The sequence below is a fragment of the Pseudomonas arvensis genome (assembly GCF_056688935.1).
Genome location: NZ_CP162038.1, coordinates 4,164,896 through 4,184,612, shown reverse-complemented (window position 1 = coordinate 4,184,612; position 19,717 = coordinate 4,164,896). Strand labels below are relative to the sequence as shown.

Sequence of the window (19,717 nt, the reverse complement as noted above, 5' to 3'; positions counted from 1 at the left end):
AAAGCGGAACCCGGCACGCGAAACTATTTTTCGTGACGCTCGATCTGCAACCACAGCGGACTGAACGAGCGCAGGCGCACCGGCAGACCATCGGCAATCAATTGCAGGGCGCGACGCGGGTTATCCAGCGGCAACACGGCAGACACACGCAGGTCGGCCAATTGCTCGCGATTGAACTGCACATGGCCGCCGTACTGGCGTGCCAACTCATCCAGTACTTCCGGCAACGGCCGGTCCTGTACCACCAACTGGTGGTGTTGCCAGGCGTCGTTCGTGGCGCGGGGATCGACCTTGCCCAGCAGCGTCACCGCGTCCGGCGTAATGCGCGCCTGTTCGCCGGCACTGACGTTCACAGCCGTGTGTTGACCGGCATCGGTGGCGGCGACGGTCGATTCGAGCATGGTCAGCAGCGTGCCCGGCGTTTCGCGCCTGACCGTGAAACGCGTGCCGAGGGCGCGCATCTGGCCCTCGTCAGTCACCACGGTGAATGGCCGCGTGGCATCGTGGGCCACCTGCACCAGTATTTCACCGCGCAGCAAACGCACTTGGCGTTGCTGGCCGTTGAAAGTCAGGTCCACGGCGCTGTTGCCGCTGAGGGTCAGTTGCGAACCGTCCTCCAGATTGATTCGCTGCCAGTGCGCCGGGGCGGTGCGTTGGTCGGCCAGCAGGTAACTGGGCGGATACGCCTGCAATGCCAGGGCCACCGGCAACGCCATCAGCAAGCCCAGCAGGACGCGGCCGGCCGGGTTGCGCCGGCGTACCCGGGCCGCTTCCAGTGCGGCTTGCACCGGTGCCTGTTGCGGGCGCAAGGCTTGCAAGCGCCCGACAAACCCCTGCAAGCGCTCAAAGGCCGCCGCGTGCTGTGGGTCGGCGATCTTCCAGCGTTCGAATTGCTGCTGCTCGCGCTCGCTGAGGTTGCCTTCATTCAGGCGAATCACCCAGTTGGCGGCCTGTTGGTCGAGGTCGGCGCTCATATGTCCAGCACGTGGTTGCAGTGCAGCAGGGCATTCATCAGGTGCTTGCGCACCATGCGCTCGGAAATCCCCAAGCGGCTGGCGATGTCGCTCTGGCGCAGGCCTTCGAGGAAGTACAGCAGGAACGCCTGTCGCGCATTCAGGGCCAGGCCGTCGAGCACAAAGGCGATCTGCTCCAGCGCTTCGAGGGTGACCAGGATCTGCTCCGGCGACTGCTGGCAGTGCTCCATCATGTCGATGGTCAGCGCCAGTTCGCGCAGGTAGGCGTCTTCCAGCTGACGGCGGCGCGCCCGGTCGATGATCAGGTGGCGCGCGGTGGTCGTGAGGAACGCCCGCGGTTCACGCAGGGCGCCGAGGGCGTCCCGGGACGTAAGGATGCGTACGAAGGTGTCGTGGGAAAGGTCCGCAGCGTTCTGTGGGCAACCGAGTTTTTTTCGCAGCCAGCCGAACAACCAGCCATGGTGCTCGGTGTAGAGCACATGGACAGCCTGATTCAAGGGAAGGTCGCTGGCCGACATGGGAGGCTACGTCTGCGGATAAGAATTATTCGCAAGATTAGCGGTGTGCCATCAGCGAAAGCAAGCGTGGCCAGCGGTGATTGTGTATTTAAGCCTTCGGTTTGGATAACGGGGGCGTGACAGACGCGGCGACATCCCATGTCAGCATGATCTGGCTGATCGCTGCATCGATGGCTGAATGCGCCATCCCATCGCGTGCCAGGATCGACACCCCCTGCAGGAAACTGTCAAACACCGTCGCCATCACCACCGGTTGGGTATGCGCCGGCAATTGCCCCAGGCGCACCGCCCGCTCTACACACGCCACGATCCCGGCCCGTGTGCGCAACCGCGATTGGGTCAAGCCATCTGCCACCCGTGCGTTCTCCGGGCTTGGCGCGCTCATCACGCCCAGCGCCACCATGCAGCCTTTGGGATGACCGTCTTCACATTGCATGCGCGCCGACTGGCGCAACGCGGTCTCGATCGCCCGACGCGGTTGCAGGGTTTCATCCCACAAGCATTCGGTGACTTGGGCGTAGGTTGTCAGGTAGCGCTGCACGCATTCGTCGAACAAGGCTTCCTTGGAGCCGAACGCGGCGTAAAAGCTCGGCGCGGAGATGCCGCCGCCCAGGCCCGCCTTGAGCTGAGCGAGAGAGGTGGCGTCGTAGCCGTGCTGCCAGAACAGGTGCAATGCCTGTTCCACAGCCTGTGCACGGTCGAAATTACGCGGGCGGCCCATTTGTGCCATATGAAGACTCCGGTGGAAAGCGAGATAAATACTAGTCGATACATAAGTCGTTGACAATGTGCGCCGGTCACCTGCAACATTTGTATCGATCAGTATTTAAGTCTGTTTCCAAGGAGCTTCCCGTGACGCCTTCACTCACTCTACCGGCCTCGTCCGAACGCCTGCCCATTGGCGCCTTGCTCGCCCTGGCCATGACCGGCTTCATCTGCATCGTTACCGAAACCCTGCCCGCCGGCCTGTTGCCGTTGATCAGCGAAGGGCTGGCGATTTCGCCGTCCATGGCCGGGCAGATGGTCACGGCCTATGCATTGGGTTCGGTGCTGGCGGTGATTCCCATGACCATCGCTACCCGTGGCTGGCGGCGGCGCAATGTGTTGCTGCTGACCATCGTCGGTTTCCTGCTGTTCAACTCGATCACCGCGTTGTCATCTCACTACGGCGTGACACTGGTGGCGCGTTTCTTCGCCGGAGTCGCGGCGGGGTTGGCCTGGAGCCTGCTCGCCGGTTACGCCCGGCGCATGGTCGCGCCTCATCAACAGGGCAGGGCGCTGGCACTGGCCATGGTCGGCACGCCGATTGCGCTGTCGCTGGGTGTACCGCTGGGTACCTGGCTTGGCGGGCTGGTGGGATGGCGTACCGCCTTCGGCCTGATGTCTGGGCTCACCGTAGTGTTGATCGTCTGGGTGTTGGTGAAAGTGCCGGACTATGCGCCGCAACCCGCACACCAGCGACTGTCGCTGGGCCAAGTGCTGACCACGCCAGGCGTGCGCCCGGTGCTGGCGGTGGTGATCAGTTGGATGCTGGCGCACAACATTCTGTACACCTACATCGCCCCCTTCGTGGCGTCGGCGGGGTTGGCGGAGCGCGTCGACCTGGTCCTGCTGGTGTTCGGTAGTGCCGCGTTGGCGGGGATCTGGATCACGGCCAGGCTGGTCGAGCCGTTGTTGCGCAAGACCGTGCTGGTGAGCCTGGCGGCCTTTGCGCTGGTCTGTGTGGTGTTTGGCTGCCTGAGCTCAATGGCTGAGGTGATCTACTGCGGCGTGGCGGTGTGGGGCCTGAGCTTCGGCGGCGCCGCGACCTTGCTGCAAACCGCCCTGGCGGATGCGGCGGGCGAGGGCGCGGATGTGGCGTTGTCGTTGAATGTGGTGGCGTGGAACAGCGCGATTGCCGGCAGCGGCGTAGTGGGCGGGGTGCTGCTGGACACGTGGGGAGTGGGGTCGTTTCCGTGGGCGATGCTGGGGTTGGTGGCCGTGGCGCTGTGCATTGCGTGGACGGCGCGGGTCCATGGGTTCAAACCGGGTAAGCGGTCTGCCGATGGGCCCGCAGCAGTGGGACATTGAGCCGGGCCTAAGCCAGCTTCACGTTCATGGTGATACGCGCGGTAAACACGTTGACGTCGCCTTCATCGCAGATGTCCACCGGCACAATAAGGAAGGGCTGGTGGCCGCTCTGTTTTTTGCCGCGCTTGAAGACCAGGCCGCCCTGCGTGATCGCTACCTGCAAGAGGCGAACACCGCACGCGAGGGCATCGTGGCGTTGGTGTACAGCTACGTGGAGTGGGTAGACGCACAGCCGGACTGGGCGCGCTTTGTCTTTCAGAGCCGCTTTGCGGTGTCCAACGGCCCGTTCAAGGACGAACTGGTGTCGCGCAACAAGCAGCGAAACAAGCAAATGAAGGACTGGATGAGCGTCGAGGGACGCCAGGAGTATTTCGGCCACTTGCCTGCCGAATTGATCCCCTCGTTGATCATCGGCGCGGCAGAAAACTACTCGCGGGCCTGGCTTTCGGGCAAGGTTAAAAAGAGCCCTCAGGCGTATCGAGAGCCGCTGGCCGAAGCCGCGTGGAATTCGATTCTTCAGGGTCGGCACTAAAGTGCAATGTGAGGGTCCATAGGTCCCGCTTGATCCTCACGAAAAGATTTAAAAACATGCACTTACGCAATATTGCAGCCGCGCTCTCGACCCTTTTGCTGCTGTCCACCGGGGCGCAGGCCCGTGGTGCGATGGACCTCTATTCCAGCCAGGAACAGCGCCTTTCGTTCGACAGCTGCGCCGATATTTTCCCCGCCGCGACACCAATCAAAACCGCCACCATTCCCGCCAGCATGAAACCCCTGGCGCTGTGCTCCGACCATTTCGCGGTGCTCTATTCGCAAACCAGCAAGACGCCGCTGGTGGTGGTCGAACGCCTCAACGCCCGCCAGCTCAAGGACGCCAAAGGCGAAGAGCGCACCAACCACTTCTACGCCGACCCGCGCATCCCCAAGGGCGCGCGCGCCGAGTTGAGTGACTACCGTGGCCAGCAACCGGCCATGGACCGTGGCCACCAATCTCCGGCCGCCGATGCACCGGACGCCAAGGCCATGGCCCAGTCGTTCGCGCTGTCGAACATGGTGCCCCAGGACCCCACCAACAACCGCAAGATCTGGAGCAAGGTCGAGGCCGACGTGCGCAAATTCGCCGTGCGCGCCGGTGGCGATGTGTTTGTGTTTACCGGGCCGTTGTTTGATTCGGGCTACAGCACCATGGGCGACAACCAGGTGTGGGTGCCGACGCGTCTGTTCAAGTTGGTGTACGACGCCTCGTCCCAGCGGGCCTGGGCGTATGTGTTGCCCAATGCTGAAACGCGGATTCAGCGGCCGATGGATTACGACACCTTTGTGAAGGCGACCGGGCTTAAATTGCTGGGCAATCTTCCGGTGTCGGGGTCGGTGGGGCGCGGCTGATTTGTAGTGAACGGGCCAGCCCGCTCACCACTGGGTTCTGGGTCTATACTCTGCGGCCTCGTATTCCATCCTCTTCAAATGAACTGAGATCCCGATGAGCACCTCTCTTTCCATAACCCCCACGCGCAAACCCGTCGCGCCGCTGGTGGCCTTTATCATCCTGGTGCTCGGCGCCTTGTTCCTGCAAAACAGCGTCGGCTCGCGCCAGGTATTGTTGCTGGTGGTTGGCGCCGCATTGGGCCTGACGCTTTATCACGCGGCCTTCGGGTTCACTTCCGCCTGGCGCGTGTTCATCAACGAACGCCGTGGCGCCGGCTTGCGCGCGCAGATGGTGATGCTCGCGCTGGCGGTGCTGCTGTTCTTCCCGGCATTGGGAGCGGGCACTTTGTTTGGGCAACCGGTGGTTGGGCTGGTGGCGCCGGCCGGGGTGTCGGTGGTGTTCGGTGCGTTTATTTTCGGCATCGGCATGCAGTTGGGCGGTGGCTGTGCTTCGGGCACGCTGTTCACCGTGGGCGGCGGCAATGCGCGCATGCTGGTGACGCTGTTGTTCTTTATCTGCGGCTCGTTGATCGCCACGCACCATGTGGATTGGTGGTTCGCCCTGCCGGCGTTCCCGGCGGTGTCCATCGTCAAGAGCTTTGGCGTAGTGCCGGCCTTGCTCGCCAGCCTGGCGATGTTCGCCCTCATCGCGACCGTCACCGTACGCCTGGAAAAGCGCCGTCATGGCCAGCTTGAAGAAGGCGTGAAGAGTGAACACCAAGGCCTGCGCCGTTTCCTGCGCGGCCCGTGGCCCTTGGTGTGGGGCGCGATTGGTCTGGCGCTGCTCAACTACGCCACCCTGGCACTGGCCGGTCGGCCGTGGGGCATCACCTCGGCCTTCGCCCTGTGGGGCGCCAAGGTGGCGAGTGGTCTGGGTGTGGACGTAAGCGCCTGGGCGTTCTGGCAGATGCCGGGCAATGCCAAGGCCCTGGCGGCGCCGGTGTGGCAAGACATCACCAGCGTCATGGACATCGGCATCGTCCTCGGCGCGCTATTGGCCGCCGGCTTGGCCGGGCGTTTCGCCCCCAGCCTGAAGATCCCGGCCCGCTCGCTGATCGCTGCGGTGATCGGCGGCCTGCTGCTCGGTTATGGCTCGCGACTGGCGTACGGCTGCAACATCGGCGCGTACTTCAGCGGCATCGCCTCGGGCAGCCTGCATGGCTGGGTGTGGTTGGTGGCGGCGTTTATCGGCAACAGCGTGGGCGTGCGCCTGCGGCCGTTTTTCTTTGCGGGCGAGCGCCGGCCGGTGGCGCTGAGCGGCTGCTGAGTCAGTCCTGCGGGGAAACGCCTGGCGCCTGATCGGCTTCAGCCGCCAGCTTTTCCCGCTCCGCCTTGCTGATGTATTTGTCCTTGGATTTGGGCGCCAATTTGGCGCTGGCCTTTTTGGCCTTGGCCTTGAACAACTGCTGCAGTTTTTTCTGGCGATTCATGGGTGTCTACCTGGGTTAAACGTGCCCGGATGATACCAGCTTAAAAACCGCAGCCAATGGCTAGCAAGGCTGCGCCGCCAAGCTGTTGCTGACGCTGCGACCCAACACCAGCACCGTCACAAACCCGCAAGCCACCAGCGCCGTGGCCAGGCTCAGCAGCACCGCGCTGCCCATCTGGTCGACGATCTGCCCGCCAAAGAACGAGCCCAGGGCAATAATCACCTGGAACAACGCCACGAACAGTGGCATGCCGCGCTCGACATCCTTGGGCGCCACCACGAACATCCAGATACTCGCGCAGGCCGGGAACGCGCCAAAGGCAAAGCCCCACAGCGCGATCAGCATCGCGGCGCCGGTCATGCCAGTGGCGAAGTACGGGAACAGCGCGGTGCTGGTACCGATCATCAGCGCCACCAGCAGCAAGGTGTTACGCACGCTGCGGTTAGCGGCGAACCCGGCGAAAATATTGCCCATCACCCCTGCGACGCCATACAACAGCAACAGCGAACCAATGGTCGGCCCATCAAAACCGGAGCTGTGCTTGAAGAACGGTGCGACATAGGTGTAGGCCGCAAAGTGCGCCAAGCCGATCAGCAACACCGCGATCAACCCGACCCGCGCTTGTGGGTTGATAAACAACGCAGGCAGATCACTGACGCGAATGGCCTTCTCCGGCGTGAGCTTCGGCAACAGGAACATCTGCGCCAACAGCACCGGAATGCCCACCAGCGCCGTCACCAGGAACGTCATGCGCCAGCCCATCAAGCCACTGAGCCAGGTGCCGACGGGCACGCCAAGTACCGTGGCCAGGGTCACACCCATCATGATGATCGAAGTGGCCTTCGCCACGCCCACACCCTTGGGCGCCAGGCGGCCACTGAGGGCAATCGCCGTCGCCCAGAAACCGCCGATGCTGATACCCAGCAGCACACGGCCGAACAGCAGCAGGTTGAAGTCGCTGGCGAAGGCCACGACCGTGTTGGCGATGATCATGATCAACGTCAGGCCGATCAGCAGATACCGCCGATCCATGGTGCCAATGCTCACTGACAGAAACGGCGCCGCGAGGGCCGCCATGATGCCGGGCAGCGTCACCATCAAACCGGCGTGGCCGGCGCTGATACCGAGGTCGGCGGCGACGTCGTTGAGCACGCCCACCGGCAGGAATTCACTGGTCACCAGGGCAAAGGCACCCACGGCAACCGAAAGAATCGCCAGCCACTGCTGTTTGACGCTTTGTTGATTATGTTCGGGAAGGCCGCTAGGGGCCTGGCTCGCGCTTGGCATGTGAGGAGTTCCAAGAGGGGATGTGGCCTTAAGACAGGCGCAGGAAGACGTGGGAGGCGATTATAGGAACGGGGGTTGGTGAGCCTATAGGCGAGTGGTTCGATAGTAATCATCAGTGCTATCGATGTGACGGCACTGCGCTGGAACTTTTATCAAGCAAACACAATCACTCCGGCTCAATACTCCTCGCCAGCCCCTTCTCCCATGCGCAGATCATTTTTTCCCCCACGGCGTCAAACTCGTGATGGGCGATTCGATAATCAGAAAGTTCCCCCATGGCGCGGCTCATTCCACCGTGCACTCGTGCAAGCAATTCGTTGCAACGAGACTCCGTCAAATTGCATGAGCTACGACCGAACTTGACCAGCATCTTACGTTTGGGCCAAGCCTTTGAACCGCCAAGCAAGAGGCCCATGATGTCCTGCTCCTGGTAGAGACACCTGAGTAGGCTGCATAAGTTTTCATCAGATCGGCGAATAGATCTTTCGCCCCGTCATAGACCAACAGCTCAGAGAGTTTGATCTCAGGCAGTTATTTGCCATCGCTGTCGTGGGAGACGCTGATGCGACCAAGCTGGTGTGGGCCGACAATCCCCAGCGTTCCCGCATCCACTCCTCCAGCACCGATATACAGCCTGTCATTTTGCCTAGTCATGGATATTTCCTGATTTCAGTTCATCGAGCGTCTTACGTCGGCGCTTGGGTGTCGCGGTCAACTCATACCCCAAACCCTCAAGGATTGCTGCGACTTTGCGAATCCCTACTTCAGGTATGGTGTTGTTCTCGATGCCTGAAATAGTTGCACGGCTCATTCCGTGCCGTTGCGCGAGTTGGCTTTGTGAAAGACCGGCTGCCTTGCGCAGATTTTTAATAAGGGTCCCCAAGTCATTCATTTTTTGCATCCTATACGGTGCATTTTTGATTTAACTAATTAAATGCATCGTATTCGATGCATTTTTGCTTGGGTAGCACTTCCTTTTAATTGTTGTCTGGTCGCCCCAAAAATCCAGTAATCAGCCCCACAACCTGCTGCTGAATCACCCCTCGCGCCCGAGCCCCTTCGCCATCCCGGCAAATCATGCCATCCCCCGGCGAGCTCTCTTCAATCAAGGCAATCGCCCCCGGCTTGCAGATCGACATAAAGCTGAAGTGGGTAGCGTCGGCAATCTCCACATACTGCGTCGAAGCTTTTGCCATGCGCCGGACCATATCGGCGGACTCCAATTCAGGCGCCATATCCTCCGTTGGCACACCCCCCGCAATTACCAGCGCCGGCACTGGCAAGGCGGCGAGGCTGGCGTCGGTGAAGCCGCGCGACAGGCCCAGGTCCAGCGACACAATGGCGGTGACACGTTTGTCCCTCAAATCAGCCGCCAGCCTGGCCTTGCCCGCTGGCGTGGCGGCGGGGTTCATCTCGTGGTAACCGATGCAACCGCCCAGCTTGGGGTAGGTGCTGCACTCCCTCGCGAAGAGATCAGGATCGAAGCGCGCCCCGGCGATTGCCAGCACGGTCCAGCCGCCGAGGGAGTGGCCCACGGCGGCGATCTGTTTGCTCGCTACCGCGCCAAATCGGGTTGGCTGATCCAGCACCGCATCGATAGCCCGGCTCAGGTCCGCCGGGCGTTGCCATAACTGCGCGGCGGCTTGCGGGCTGCGATCCTTGGTGGTGGTGCCGGGGTGATTGACCGCCGCGACGATATAACCCTGATGGGCCAACGCACTGGCCAGCCACACCTGTTTACCCCAGTTGCCGCCGTAGCCGTGGGAGAGCACGACCAGGGGATGTTCACTGCTGGCGGGCGGCGCATCGGGCACGGCGAGGGCGCCGATGAAGACCGCATTGTCGGCAATCAGCTGCGGTTGAGCGGTGGTAGTGGCGGGGTACCAGACGGCCAACTCAAGTGGACGTTGGTTGTGGGGGTCGGGAAGCACGCTGGTTTTGAAGCCGATGGGGCTTTCGTCAGCGAAGGCAGGAGCGGTCAGGCACAGCAGGAACAGGGCGCAGAAAGCCGTTCTCATTGTTTTTATCTTCCTTGATAGGGTCGAAGCTTCGTGGGTTTACGGTATTGCGTAAACCTCACGGGCGAGCGCGATCGTATCGTCTTTTGGGGCACGGGGCGCCGTGGCTTGTTGTGGTGAGCGGGCTTGCCCCGGTACAAACCGGGGACATCGTTTACATATCTAACCGGGGACATGGTTTACAGGTTAATGCGCTGTGAACCAGCTGGGGTGTAGCACAGGAAAATGTTCCTTCAGCCAATCCACGAATGCGTCGACCTGAGGCGCAAGATGCGTTCTGCTTGGATAAAGCACGGATACCAGGCGAGGCTTTGGACGAAATGCCCTGAGCACTTCAACCAGTTCTCCGCTTGCGAGGAATGTCTCAACGGCTATTCCAGGAGCTTGAACAATGCCGAAGCCTGCAACACCGCATTGAACGTAGGCATTCGACTCATTCACCGTGATTCCACCATGAGGCGTGTGTGGCCGATCTTCGCCGTCTACCGAGAAGTGCCAAGGCAGTGGTCTGTTATTTTGACCGGAAAGGAAGCTGACACATTGGTGGTCTGCCAGATCTTGCAGGGTTATGGGTGCCCCGCAGGCTTGGAGATAACCTGGAGACGCACAAGTCACCATGGTGGCGGCGCCAATTTCTCTGGCCACCATGCTTGAATCCGGGAGGTCACCAATTCGCAATACACAGTCGATGCCCTCGGCGACGAGATCTACCGTACGGTCGGTCACGCCTAGCGCAAGCTCGATTTCGGGAAATGCCGCTTTAAATTTCCTAAGGCTTTCCATGAAGCTGCGCTGGGAAAATGCAGTGGGAATGTCAATTCGAAGTCGTCCGCGCAAGGTCGGCCCACTACGGTCGAACATGGAAGTGGTTTCTGCAATGGTTGCCAAAATCTCTTTGACGCGTTCGTAAAACCGCTCGCCCTCAGCCGTCAGTTTTACTTTACGCGTAGTGCGCTGGAACAGACGGACACCCAGCGAGGCTTCCAGATCCTGAATGGTGCGCGTGACGTGCGGGCGTCCGGCCTGGACGGTATGCCCGGGCCAGATGAGCCCAACTACTGCTTCGGCTCGCCATTGCCTGGTGGACTGGCGGAATACATGATCATCCATGAAGACAGCGCGGTACGTGCCCCCGACAACATGTCAGATGAGGAAGCCGCGACCCTTCCAATTGCCGCGCTGACCGCATGGTATGCGCTCGTCGATTATGGCCGGATCGAGGCCGGCCAAACCGTTTTGGTTCAGGGATCTGGAGGTGTTTCTGTTTTTGCAGCACAAATTGCCACAGCTCTGGGGGCCAAGGTTATCGTCACCTCCAGCCGTGATGACAATCTGGAAGCTGTAAAAAAGCTCGGCGCTGTGGCTGGTGTGAATTATCGCACTACCCCTGAGTGGGCAGAGGAAGTTCTGAAGCTCACTGACGACAAGGGAGTGGATCTTCTGCTGGATGTGGCAGGCGGTGACGGCATCAATCAATCGATTGCTGCAACAAAGGTAGGTGGACGTATCGCACAGATCGGCTTTCTGACAGGCCAAACCTCTGCCCTGAACCTGATGCCTATGATTTTTCGACAAACAACGATTCGCGGCATAGCCGTTGCTCCACGCTCGTCATTTGACCGAATGAACGAGTTCTTGAATGAGCACAAGATTCGCCCGGTAATCGACCACGTGTATCCATTCGATCAAGCACGCGAAGCGTACGAACATTTGGCCAGAGGCGCCTTTGGTAAGGTGGTAATCAAAATTGCATAGGATTAATCCACTTGGAGTTACGCCGCAAATTTCCGCATTGAAATATGTGCGGTCAGATAGCCACCCAGTTATGGGGTAGCAAATCGGCAATCTCATTCGCCCGCTGCGATGGCAGGCGGTGTCTTCGAGGAACGGAAGTGCAGGTGTTCGTCCTTGACTGACTGATACCCGGCGGCTGCCCTGTTTTTCCTTGATTCACCTTGGTAATGCCCAACATCACCCCATAACTACCCTGTCTCCATTAACCGCAAGGACAAACCATGACCAACCCAACCGAAACCGCCATCCTCGCCGGCGGCTGCTTCTGGGGCATGCAAGACCTGTTGCGACGCTACCCCGGCGTGCTGCGCACGCGAGTCGGCTACACCGGTGGCGATGTGCCGAATGCCACCTACCGCAACCATGGCAACCATGCTGAAGCGATTGAGATCGTGTTTGACCCGGCGGTGATTTCCTACCGGCAGATCCTTGAGTTCTTTTTCCAGATCCATGACCCCAGCACGCCGAATCGGCAGGGCAATGATCTGGGGCCAAGCTATCGTTCGGCGATTTACTACCTGAGCGAACAGCAACGGGAGATTGCCGAAGATACCGCGGCTGACGTGGATGCCTCCAACCTGTGGCCGGGGCGCGTGGTCACGCAAATAGAGCCCGCCAGCGAGTTTTGGCGGGCAGAGCCGGAGCATCAGGATTATCTGGAGCGGATACCGAACGGGTATACCTGCCACTTCATACGGCCGAACTGGAAGTTGCCCAAGCGGTCCTGACGCGGCTGGACCGAGCCGAGGAAAACAATTTCGGCGATTGTGCACCCGTAGGCGATGGGGTGAGTGAAATGCGTGTGTTTGTCGGGCCGGGCTACAGAATTTTTTGAAGCGTCGCGCTTTCTCGACAGCCCGGAGATCATCAGTGCATACCTTGCACAAAGCATGAAGTCTCAAGACCCGCAGGCCGATTGCGGCGGTGGCGGGCGACCACAACCCTTGAAATACACCGGGGACCAATGTGGGAGGGGGCTTGCCCCCGATGGCTGAGTGTCAGTCGATACATGTCTGGCTGATACACCGCTATCGGGGGCAAGCCCCCTCCCACATTTAACCGACTTTGTCTTGAGCGCTCAGCGCACCAGGCATGGCTGCTTGTTGTTATAGCGCCACCCCGGAATCAAGAACTGCATCGCCACGCTGTCATCCCGCGCCCCAAGCCCCATGCCTTTATAAAGCTCGTGAGCCTTGGCCACAGCGTCCATGTCGATGTCCACGCCCAGGCCCGGTTTGGCCGGGACCTTCACATAACCGCCTTCGATCTTCAGCGGTTCCTTGGTCAAGCGTTGGCCGTCCTGCCAGATCCAGTGGGTGTCGATGGCGGTGATCTCGCCCGGTGCCGCAGCGGCCACTTGGGTGAACATCGCCAGGGAAATATCAAAGTGGTTGTTGGAGTGCGAACCCCAGGTCAGGCCCCAGTCGTTGCACATCTGCGCCACGCGCACCGAGCCTTGCATCGTCCAGAAGTGCGGGTCGGCCAGGGGAATGTCCACCGATTGCAGCTGGATCGCGTGGCCCATTTCGCGCCAGTCGGTGGCGATCATGTTGGTGGCGGTCTTGAGGCCCGTGGCGCGACGGAACTCGGCCATGACTTCACGTCCCGAGTAACCATTTTCGGCCCCGCACGGGTCTTCGGCGTAGGCGAGCACGTGGTGTTGGTCGCGGCACAGGCGGATGGCTTCCTTGAGCGACCAGGCGCCGTTCGGGTCGAGGGTGATGCGTGCATCGGGGAAGCGTTCGGCCAGGGCGGTGACGGCTTCGATCTCTTCGTCGCCGCTTAAAACGCCGCCCTTGAGCTTGAAGTCATTGAAGCCGTATTTGGCCTTGGCAGCCTCGGCCAGGCGCACCACGGCTTCGGCTGTCAGGGCTGTTTCATAGCGCAGGCGGAACCACTCGTCGTCGGCGTCCGCTTCGTTGCGGTAGGCCAGGTCGGTGGCATTGCGGTCGCCCACATAAAACAGATAGCCAAGCATCTTCACCGCGTCGCGCTGCTGGCCTTCGCCGAGCAAACCGGCCACCGGCACTTCAAGGAACTGCCCCAGCAGGTCGAGCAAGGCCGCTTCCATGGCGGTGACGGCGTGGATGGTGATGCGCAGGTCAAAGGTTTGCAGGCCGCGGCCGGCCGAGTCCCGCGAGGCAAAGGTGCTGCGCATCTGGTTGAGGATGCGCTGGTACTGGCCGATGGGTTGGCCGATCACCAGGCTGCGCGCATCTTCCAGGGTTTCGCGGATGCGTTCGCCGCCCGGCACTTCACCGACGCCGGTGTTGCCGGAGCTGTCCTTGAGAATCACGATGTTGCGCGTGAAATACGGGCCGTGGGCGCCGCTGAGGTTGAGCAGCATGCTGTCGTGGCCGGCCACGGGGATGACCTGCAAGTGAGTAACGACGGGAGTAGTCATGGCAAGTTCCTAAAGAGGCTCAAAGAGGTTTGCTGAGGGCGGCGCCGGTTGGCGTCACGCTGGGCGAGGTCAATGGGGCAGAGGGCGCGGTCTTGGCGAAAAACACCAGGATCGCCGCGAGCACCGAGGTGCCGGCCAGGCCGTAGAGGCCGCCCTGGATCGAACCGGTGGTCTGCTCCAGAAAGCCAAACGTGGTCGGCGCGACGAAGCCGCCCAAGTTGCCGATGGAGTTGATCAGCGCGATCACCGCCGCCGCGATGCGCACATCCAGATAGCCCTGTGGGATCGGCCAGAACAGCGAAGAAGCCGACTTGAATCCGATGGCCGCAAAACAGATCGCCACAAAGGCAAACACCGGCCCGCCGGTGGTGGACATGAACATCCCCGCCGCCGCAATCAACAGCGCCGCCGCGACCCACGCTTGCTGGAACTTGAACTTGCCCGACAGCGACGCGAAGGCGTACATGGCGATGATCGAGATCAGCCACGGGATCGAGTTGAAGAAGCCGACTTGCACATCACTCAACTCACCCATCTTCTTGATGATGCTCGGCAGCCAGAACGTCGCCGCGTAAATGGTCAGCTGGATGCAGAAGTACAGCGCGCAGAACAGCAGGATCTGGCGGTCTTTGAGCAGCTTGCCGATGGTGGGCTTGACGCTGGTCAGCGCCTCACGCTGGCGTTGTTCCTCGTCGATGGCGCCGACCAGCGCGTCCTGTTCTTCGCGGGTCATCCATTTGGCGTCGTGGGGCTTGGAGTCCAGCCAGAACCACACAAAGAAACCGATCACCACCGAGGCCAGGCCTTCGATGGCGAACATCCATTGCCAGCCGTGGAAGCCAAAGCCTTCGATCTGCAATAACACGCCCGACAGCGGGCCCGAGATCAACGAGGCCACCGCCGAGCCGCTGAGGAAAATCGCAATCGCCTTACCGCGTTCCACACCCGGCAACCAGCGCGTGAAGTAGTAGATCACGCCAGGGAAGAAGCCAGCTTCGGCCACGCCCAGCAGAAAGCGCAGGATGTAGAAGTGGGTTTCGTTCTGGATGAACGCCATCATCGTCGCGACGATGCCCCAGGTGAACATGATGCGGGTCAGCCAGATACGCGCGCCGACCTTTTGCAGCAGCATGTTGGAGGGCACTTCGAAGAGGGCATAACCGATGAAGAACAACCCGGCACCGAACCCGTAGGCCGCTGCGCCGATGCCCAGGTCATGCTCCATGTGTGTGCGCACAAAGCCGATATTGACCCGGTCGATGTAATTGAGGATGAACATGATCACGAACAGTGGGAGCACATGGCTCTTCACTTTGCGCACGGCGCGCGCGAGGACCGGATCACTGTGTGGAGCGGCAGATGCATGGCTTGAATTGTTCACAATTCAAAACTCCCCCTGGTTATTTTTATGTGGGTTTGCGTGTCTTGTTGATAGACATCATACAAGTGCGTTTCTGTAGTCCGCAATCCGGCGCTCGATGTTTTTGTGCTTATAAGGTCTTTCGTTGAGTAAGTGTTTTGGTTATTTGTCAGTGTTTATTGGGTCTTTTGTGGGTTTTCAGGCAATGAAAGAACCCAGCGTTGACGGTGCTGGGAGCTGTCGAGATACCTATCTGCCAGATTAGTTGTCATACAAGCTGGGTGGTTATTCAATCAACCTCGGCGACGTGCCGGGTCTGGGTGTTAAGCTCCCCCCAGCCCAACCCTGTGGACCTGCAGCAATGCCCAGTGAAGCCCCGATCCCCGTGCGTAAACGTTCCACCAACCTGGCCCAGGGCGTGGTCGATGCCCTGACCCAGCGCATCCTGCTCGGTCAGTTGAAGCCGGGGGAGAAGCTGCCGTCGGAATCCACCATCGTGCTGGAGCACGGCGTCAGCCGGACGGTGGTGCGTGAGGCGCTGTCGAAGTTGCAGGCGGCCGGGCTGGTGGAGACCCGTCACGGCATCGGCACCTTTGTGCTGGAGCAGAGCGCCCAGCAAGGCTTGCGCCTGCACGTGGATACGGTCGCCAGCGTGCGCAACATGCTGGAGCTACGCCTGGGCCTGGAAGTGCAAGCGGTGGCGCTGGCGGCGCTGCGCAGGAGCGACGCGCAACTGGCCCACATGCGCGAAGCGCTGGACGATTACCAGGCCTCCCTGGCCAACAACGACAGTTGCGTGGAAGAAGACAAACGCTTCCACCAGTTGATCGCCGAAGCCACCGGCAATACCTTCTTCACCGAAATCATGCAGCACCTGGGCAATGCGATGATTCCGCGCACCCAGGTGAAGAGTGACGAGCGTGGCGGCGCGGATTTTGCCAAGCTCGGGCAACTGGCGAACCGGGAGCATGAGGCGATTTTCAATGCAATCAAACGCCAGGACCCGGACGCCGCACGCGCCGCCATGGTGTTGCATCTGACTAACAGCCGGGATCGATTTTCCGGGGAATGATAAGGAACACAGGTTGAACGAACACACCTTGTCCATGCGCCTGGAGCGCGTGGCCGCGCAGGTGCCGCACGGCGCGCGGCTGGCCGATATCGGCTCTGACCATGCCTACCTGCCAGTGGCGTTGCTGCGCCGTGGCGTGATCGAGGCGGCGGTGGCGGGGGAGGTGGCGGCTACGCCGTTCCAGGCGGCCGAACGGACCGTACGTGAAAACGGCCTGGAGCGGCAGATCACCGTGCGGCTGGCCGATGGTCTGGCGGCCGTCCAGGCGAGTGACGGCATCACGGCCATCAGCCTCTGTGGCATGGGCGGCGAGACGATTCGCGACATCCTTGAAGCTGGCAAAGCCCACCTGAACGGCCTTGAGCGCCTGGTCCTGCAACCCAACGGCGGTGAGCAACCGCTGCGCCTGTGGTTGATGAACAACGGCTATCGCATCGTCAGTGAAGAGCTGCTGCACGAAAACCGCTTTTATTATGAAATCATCGTGGCCGAGCGTGCTGGACCGGTGAGCTATACCGCCGAGGAGCTGTACTTCGGCCCGCTGCAACTGCAGGCCCGCAGCCCGGTATTTTTGGCCAAGTGGCAGCGCGCGTTGCGCCTGAAACACCAGACCCTGGCGGGCTTTGAGCAGGCGTCGCAAGCGGTGCCCGAGGCGAAGCTGCAAGAAATCAGCCGGCAGATCAGATGGATCACCACACTGCTGGCTTGATAACCCTTCATTCAATCGTGATTACCCAGGAACCCCGCAATGGCAGACGCTATCGACCAAGCCTTCTATGAGCGCGCCGACGCGCATATCGAACTGTCGAACGAACAGCTCAAAACCTTCGAAAACCTCGGCCAGGTCAGCGCCTCGATGATGTTCGGCACTACCCGCTTCAATGCCTGGGCCCTCGCGCGCAACTTCAAGTCCGGTGCGCACATGGCCGAGGAGCGTGAGGCGATGCTCAAGTATTGCTGTGACCAGTACCGGATGATGCTTGAGGATAATCTGGATGATCACATCAAAAATTTTGACCAGTACATGCAGGCCAGGTAGGCCGGCGGCACGGGTGTTTTGATCATGTCCATGGGGCGCCTGCGCCATCGGTTACAGGTGTGTCCTTGACCGTGAGTGCTTTTGCCCCATTTTCGAGCACGCTGCGGGCGCCATTAACGCACAGCACGCCCTGTTTAAGGGCTGCGCGCCAACGGCCCGTATCTTGCTAGAGCCAAGCCAATCAATGACATGGCACTTTGCCGTTAGTCATTTCAAGGCTTCGCCCACCGTGCACCACGTGGGTTGTTTGAGGGAGTAGTCGGACATGCACAGCTTGTTATCACCCGGTATCCGCCTGCTCGGACGTATGGGGTTTGCACGCAAATTCCAATTGTTGTTTTTCCTGTTCATGCTGCCCCTGGCCGGGAGCCTCTGGATGATCGGCCAGGACTATCGCGATAAATTAGGCGTGATTTCCACCGAGCAGTCCGGCGTGCGCCAACTGTTGGCCCTGGATGCACTGGACGGCCAATTGACGGCCCAGCGCAACCTGGCTGCGCGTTGGAAAGCGGCAGACATCCTGCACGCGCCTACGCCGGCGGCGAAGGCGGCGATGGACAAGGTCGATACGAATTTCCCGCTGATCCAGCAAAGCCTGCAAGCCTTGGGCGATGCGCTCAACGCCCAGAACGCCAGCGCCGACATCCTCGCGCGCTACGAGGCGTTGCAGGCCACCGTCAAAGGCATGGACTCCGCTTCCCTGCGCACGGTGGGCTGGTGGCCGGATGGCTACGACCGTTTCACCTCGGCGCTGAGCGCGATGCAAACCCTGCGCGAACAGATCACTCTGGACGCCGGCCTGATCCTCGATCCCTGGCTGGAAACCTACATGCTGATGCAGATGGGCACACAGCAGACGCCTGACCTGATCGAGCGTATCGGTCGCATGGCGGGCGTCGGGCAGTCGTCCATCGCGTCGGGGCAGTTCACCCTGCAAAGTCGTTTGCAAATGCGCGACCTGCGCAGCCGCATTGGCGACGCGCGCGACCAGTTGGTCAAGGCGGCGGCTTCGCTCAAGGCCAAGCAATTCGAGGGCATGGAGCCTTGGACTGCACAGTACGACAACAGCCTGCAACTGTTGGATAACGAGCTTAAAGTGCTGGATGACGGCGTGTTCGGTGGCACCATCAAGCTCGATACCGCCGGTTTCGAACGCAGTGTCGACGCCATGCTCGGTTCGCTCAGCGCACTGCGCGTGCAGTCGCTGACCTCCCTGGACGAGCGCTTGAGCTACTACCACCGCGACGCGAACAAACGCTTCATTCCTCTTGCAATGGTCTTCGGCGTACTGGCCCTGGCCGCGCTGTACTTGTTCATGTGCCTGCAGGCCTCCATCCGCCGTAGTGCCAGCGGCATCACCACCCTGGCCGAATCCCTGCGCGACGGTAACCTGTGCGTCGAAGTGGCGGTGCAAGGGCGTGACGAACTGGCGCTGATCAGCACCGCGCTGAACGTCGCAGTGTTGCAATTGCGCACCAGCCTGTTGGGGGTCAATCACGAAACCCAGCAGCTCGGCTCGGCGGTGCTCACCCTCAATTCCCAATCGGGCAGCACCCTCAGCGAAGTCGAAGACCAGCAGCATCAAATCAGCCAGATCGCCGCCGCTGCTACCCAGTTGGCCGCGACCTCCATGGGCGTCGCCAGAAGCTGTGAACAAGCGTCGGGCAGCGCCCAGCAAACCCGACGCATTGCCGAAGACAGCAGCCGCGACAGCCAGCGCACCACGGCCAGCATCCAGCAGCTCAACCAACGCCTCACCGACACCGCCGACGCTTTGCAGCAAGTCAGCCAGCAGGGGCAGCAGATTCAGTCGGTGGTCGACACCATTCGCGGCATTGCCGAGCAAACCAACCTGCTGGCGCTCAACGCGGCCATTGAAGCGGCGCGCGCCGGTGAGCAGGGGCGGGGCTTTGCGGTGGTGGCCGATGAAGTGCGCAGCCTGTCCCAGCGCACCCAGGCGTCCACGGCGCAGATCGCCGGCACCGTCGACAGCCTGCGCGCGACCGTGAGCCAGGCGGTGACGCTGATGGGCGCCGCGTGCGAGCAAGCGTTGACCGACGCCGAGTCCGTCACCGGCCTGGGCACGCGCTTGGGCGAGATTGCCGGCGCGGTGCAGAACGTCACCGACACCCTGGCGCAAATCGCCACAGCGGTGGAAGAGCAAGCGGCGACGGCGGATGAAGTGAGTGGCAACATCCAGCAAGTCGACCAGGCGGCAGGGCGTTTGCTGGATGGCGCACGGGCGGTCAACCGAGCGGCGGACACCTTGAGCAAGGGCAGTCAGGCGTTGAGTGACAACACCGCGCGGTTCCGTTTGAGCTGAGTG

20 protein-coding genes and 4 pseudogenes are annotated in these 19,717 nt (G+C 61.1%); 12 read left to right on the top strand and 12 right to left on the bottom strand.

What is annotated here, in order from left to right; genetic code table 11:
- Positions 1-23: 23 nt before the first annotated feature.
- From AB3G88_RS18845 to AB3G88_RS18835, 3 genes are all read right to left on the bottom strand, one after another.
- Positions 24-974, bottom strand: coding sequence for a FecR family protein (locus AB3G88_RS18845; RefSeq protein ID WP_480451161.1), 951 nt, complete (start codon positions 972-974; stop codon positions 24-26).
- A complete protein-coding gene (locus AB3G88_RS18840; RefSeq protein WP_099586309.1) occupies positions 971-1,492 on the bottom strand; it encodes a sigma-70 family RNA polymerase sigma factor in 522 nt (173 codons plus the stop codon). Before AB3G88_RS18840 ends, AB3G88_RS18845 begins: the two co-directional genes overlap by 4 nt.
- A gap of 88 nt (positions 1,493-1,580) precedes the next feature.
- Entirely contained in the window at positions 1,581-2,222 is a 642-nt protein-coding gene (locus AB3G88_RS18835) for a TetR/AcrR family transcriptional regulator (RefSeq protein ID WP_099586308.1), read from the bottom strand.
- A gap of 122 nt (positions 2,223-2,344) precedes the next feature.
- Here AB3G88_RS18835 and AB3G88_RS18830 point away from each other — a divergent pair, with 122 nt between their 5' ends.
- The 4 genes and pseudogenes from AB3G88_RS18830 (at position 2,345) to AB3G88_RS18815 (ending at position 6,254) form a co-directional block, all read left to right on the top strand.
- Positions 2,345-3,562, top strand: a complete 1,218-nt coding sequence (locus tag AB3G88_RS18830) for an MFS transporter (RefSeq protein WP_112196300.1) — start codon at positions 2,345-2,347, stop codon at positions 3,560-3,562.
- A 76-nt stretch (positions 3,563-3,638) separates the two neighbouring features.
- Positions 3,639-4,094, top strand: a pseudogene (locus tag AB3G88_RS18825) (TetR/AcrR family transcriptional regulator); the annotation flags it as partial.
- 56 nt (positions 4,095-4,150) lie between these two features.
- Positions 4,151-4,948 (top strand): DNA/RNA non-specific endonuclease, encoded by a 798-nt coding sequence (locus AB3G88_RS18820; RefSeq protein WP_099586306.1) that lies wholly within the window; start codon positions 4,151-4,153, stop codon positions 4,946-4,948.
- Between the two features lie 94 nt (positions 4,949-5,042).
- Positions 5,043-6,254 carry a YeeE/YedE family protein gene (locus AB3G88_RS18815; protein ID WP_400528098.1) on the top strand — a complete coding sequence of 404 codons (1,212 nt, stop codon included), beginning with the start codon at positions 5,043-5,045 and terminating at the stop codon, positions 6,252-6,254.
- A gap of 1 nt (position 6,255) precedes the next feature.
- Here the strand turns inward: AB3G88_RS18815 and AB3G88_RS18810 are convergent, their stop codons facing one another.
- The 7 genes from AB3G88_RS18810 to AB3G88_RS18780 all read right to left on the bottom strand — a co-directional run bounded on the left by AB3G88_RS18810 (position 6,256) and on the right by AB3G88_RS18780 (position 10,832).
- Positions 6,256-6,417 carry a DUF2986 domain-containing protein gene (locus tag AB3G88_RS18810; protein ID WP_099586304.1) on the bottom strand — a complete coding sequence of 54 codons (162 nt, stop codon included), beginning with the start codon at positions 6,415-6,417 and terminating at the stop codon, positions 6,256-6,258.
- 60 nt (positions 6,418-6,477) lie between these two features.
- On the bottom strand, positions 6,478-7,704 hold the full coding sequence (locus tag AB3G88_RS18805; RefSeq protein ID WP_099586303.1) for an MFS transporter: 1,227 nt from the start codon (positions 7,702-7,704) through the stop codon (positions 6,478-6,480).
- A 166-nt stretch (positions 7,705-7,870) separates the two neighbouring features.
- Entirely contained in the window at positions 7,871-8,119 is a 249-nt protein-coding gene (locus tag AB3G88_RS18800) for a hypothetical protein (protein ID WP_256592865.1), read from the bottom strand.
- A 116-nt stretch (positions 8,120-8,235) separates the two neighbouring features.
- On the bottom strand, positions 8,236-8,358 hold the full coding sequence (locus AB3G88_RS18795) for a hypothetical protein (RefSeq protein ID WP_480451156.1): 123 nt from the start codon (positions 8,356-8,358) through the stop codon (positions 8,236-8,238).
- Positions 8,351-8,596 carry a helix-turn-helix domain-containing protein gene (locus AB3G88_RS18790; protein ID WP_099586302.1) on the bottom strand — a complete coding sequence of 82 codons (246 nt, stop codon included), beginning with the start codon at positions 8,594-8,596 and terminating at the stop codon, positions 8,351-8,353. Before AB3G88_RS18790 ends, AB3G88_RS18795 begins: the two co-directional genes overlap by 8 nt.
- An 85-nt stretch (positions 8,597-8,681) precedes the next feature.
- Positions 8,682-9,722 (bottom strand): alpha/beta hydrolase family protein, encoded by a 1,041-nt coding sequence (locus tag AB3G88_RS18785; RefSeq protein WP_480451153.1) that lies wholly within the window; start codon positions 9,720-9,722, stop codon positions 8,682-8,684.
- Positions 9,723-9,908: 186 nt separating this feature from the next.
- Positions 9,909-10,832, bottom strand: coding sequence for a LysR family transcriptional regulator (locus AB3G88_RS18780; protein WP_244653872.1), 924 nt, complete (start codon positions 10,830-10,832; stop codon positions 9,909-9,911).
- On the opposite strand from AB3G88_RS18780, the pseudogene AB3G88_RS18775 reads away from it, so the two are divergent.
- The 4 genes and pseudogenes from AB3G88_RS18775 to AB3G88_RS18760 all read left to right on the top strand — a co-directional run.
- Positions 10,746-11,477, top strand: a pseudogene (locus tag AB3G88_RS18775) (zinc-dependent alcohol dehydrogenase family protein); the annotation flags it as partial. The gene AB3G88_RS18780 and the pseudogene AB3G88_RS18775 overlap by 87 nt on opposite strands.
- Positions 11,478-11,737: 260 nt before the next feature.
- Complete coding sequence (gene msrA, locus AB3G88_RS18770; protein ID WP_480451151.1) at positions 11,738-12,244, top strand: peptide-methionine (S)-S-oxide reductase MsrA; 507 nt, start codon at positions 11,738-11,740, stop codon at positions 12,242-12,244.
- Positions 12,235-12,348 (top strand): annotated as a pseudogene (locus AB3G88_RS18765) (type II toxin-antitoxin system RelE/ParE family toxin); the annotation flags it as partial. The gene msrA and the pseudogene AB3G88_RS18765, both read left to right, overlap by 10 nt.
- Positions 12,308-12,427 (top strand): annotated as a pseudogene (locus AB3G88_RS18760) (addiction module antidote protein); the annotation flags it as partial. The pseudogenes AB3G88_RS18765 and AB3G88_RS18760, both read left to right, overlap by 41 nt.
- Positions 12,428-12,594: 167 nt before the next feature.
- Here AB3G88_RS18760 and gudD read toward each other — a convergent pair.
- Together gudD and AB3G88_RS18750 are read right to left on the bottom strand one after the other, a co-directional pair.
- On the bottom strand, positions 12,595-13,920 hold the full coding sequence (gene gudD / locus AB3G88_RS18755; protein WP_480451149.1) for a glucarate dehydratase: 1,326 nt from the start codon (positions 13,918-13,920) through the stop codon (positions 12,595-12,597).
- 19 nt (positions 13,921-13,939) lie between these two features.
- Positions 13,940-15,301 (bottom strand): MFS transporter, encoded by a 1,362-nt coding sequence (locus tag AB3G88_RS18750; protein WP_480451147.1) that lies wholly within the window; start codon positions 15,299-15,301, stop codon positions 13,940-13,942.
- Positions 15,302-15,641: 340 nt separating this feature from the next.
- Here AB3G88_RS18750 and AB3G88_RS18745 point away from each other — a divergent pair, with 340 nt between their 5' ends.
- The 4 genes from AB3G88_RS18745 to AB3G88_RS18730 all read left to right on the top strand — a co-directional run bounded on the left by AB3G88_RS18745 (position 15,642) and on the right by AB3G88_RS18730 (position 19,714).
- Positions 15,642-16,352: a FadR/GntR family transcriptional regulator gene (locus AB3G88_RS18745; RefSeq protein WP_112196292.1), complete on the top strand. Its 711-nt coding sequence runs from the start codon at positions 15,642-15,644 to the stop codon at positions 16,350-16,352.
- Positions 16,353-16,365: 13 nt separating this feature from the next.
- Positions 16,366-17,061, top strand: a complete 696-nt coding sequence (locus AB3G88_RS18740; protein ID WP_480451145.1) for a tRNA (adenine(22)-N(1))-methyltransferase — start codon at positions 16,366-16,368, stop codon at positions 17,059-17,061.
- Positions 17,062-17,100: 39 nt separating this feature from the next.
- Complete coding sequence (locus AB3G88_RS18735) at positions 17,101-17,391, top strand: DUF3144 domain-containing protein (RefSeq protein WP_112196290.1); 291 nt, start codon at positions 17,101-17,103, stop codon at positions 17,389-17,391.
- Between the two features lie 265 nt (positions 17,392-17,656).
- Positions 17,657-19,714: a methyl-accepting chemotaxis protein gene (locus tag AB3G88_RS18730; protein ID WP_480451143.1), complete on the top strand. Its 2,058-nt coding sequence runs from the start codon at positions 17,657-17,659 to the stop codon at positions 19,712-19,714.
- Positions 19,715-19,717: the final 3 nt, after the last annotated feature.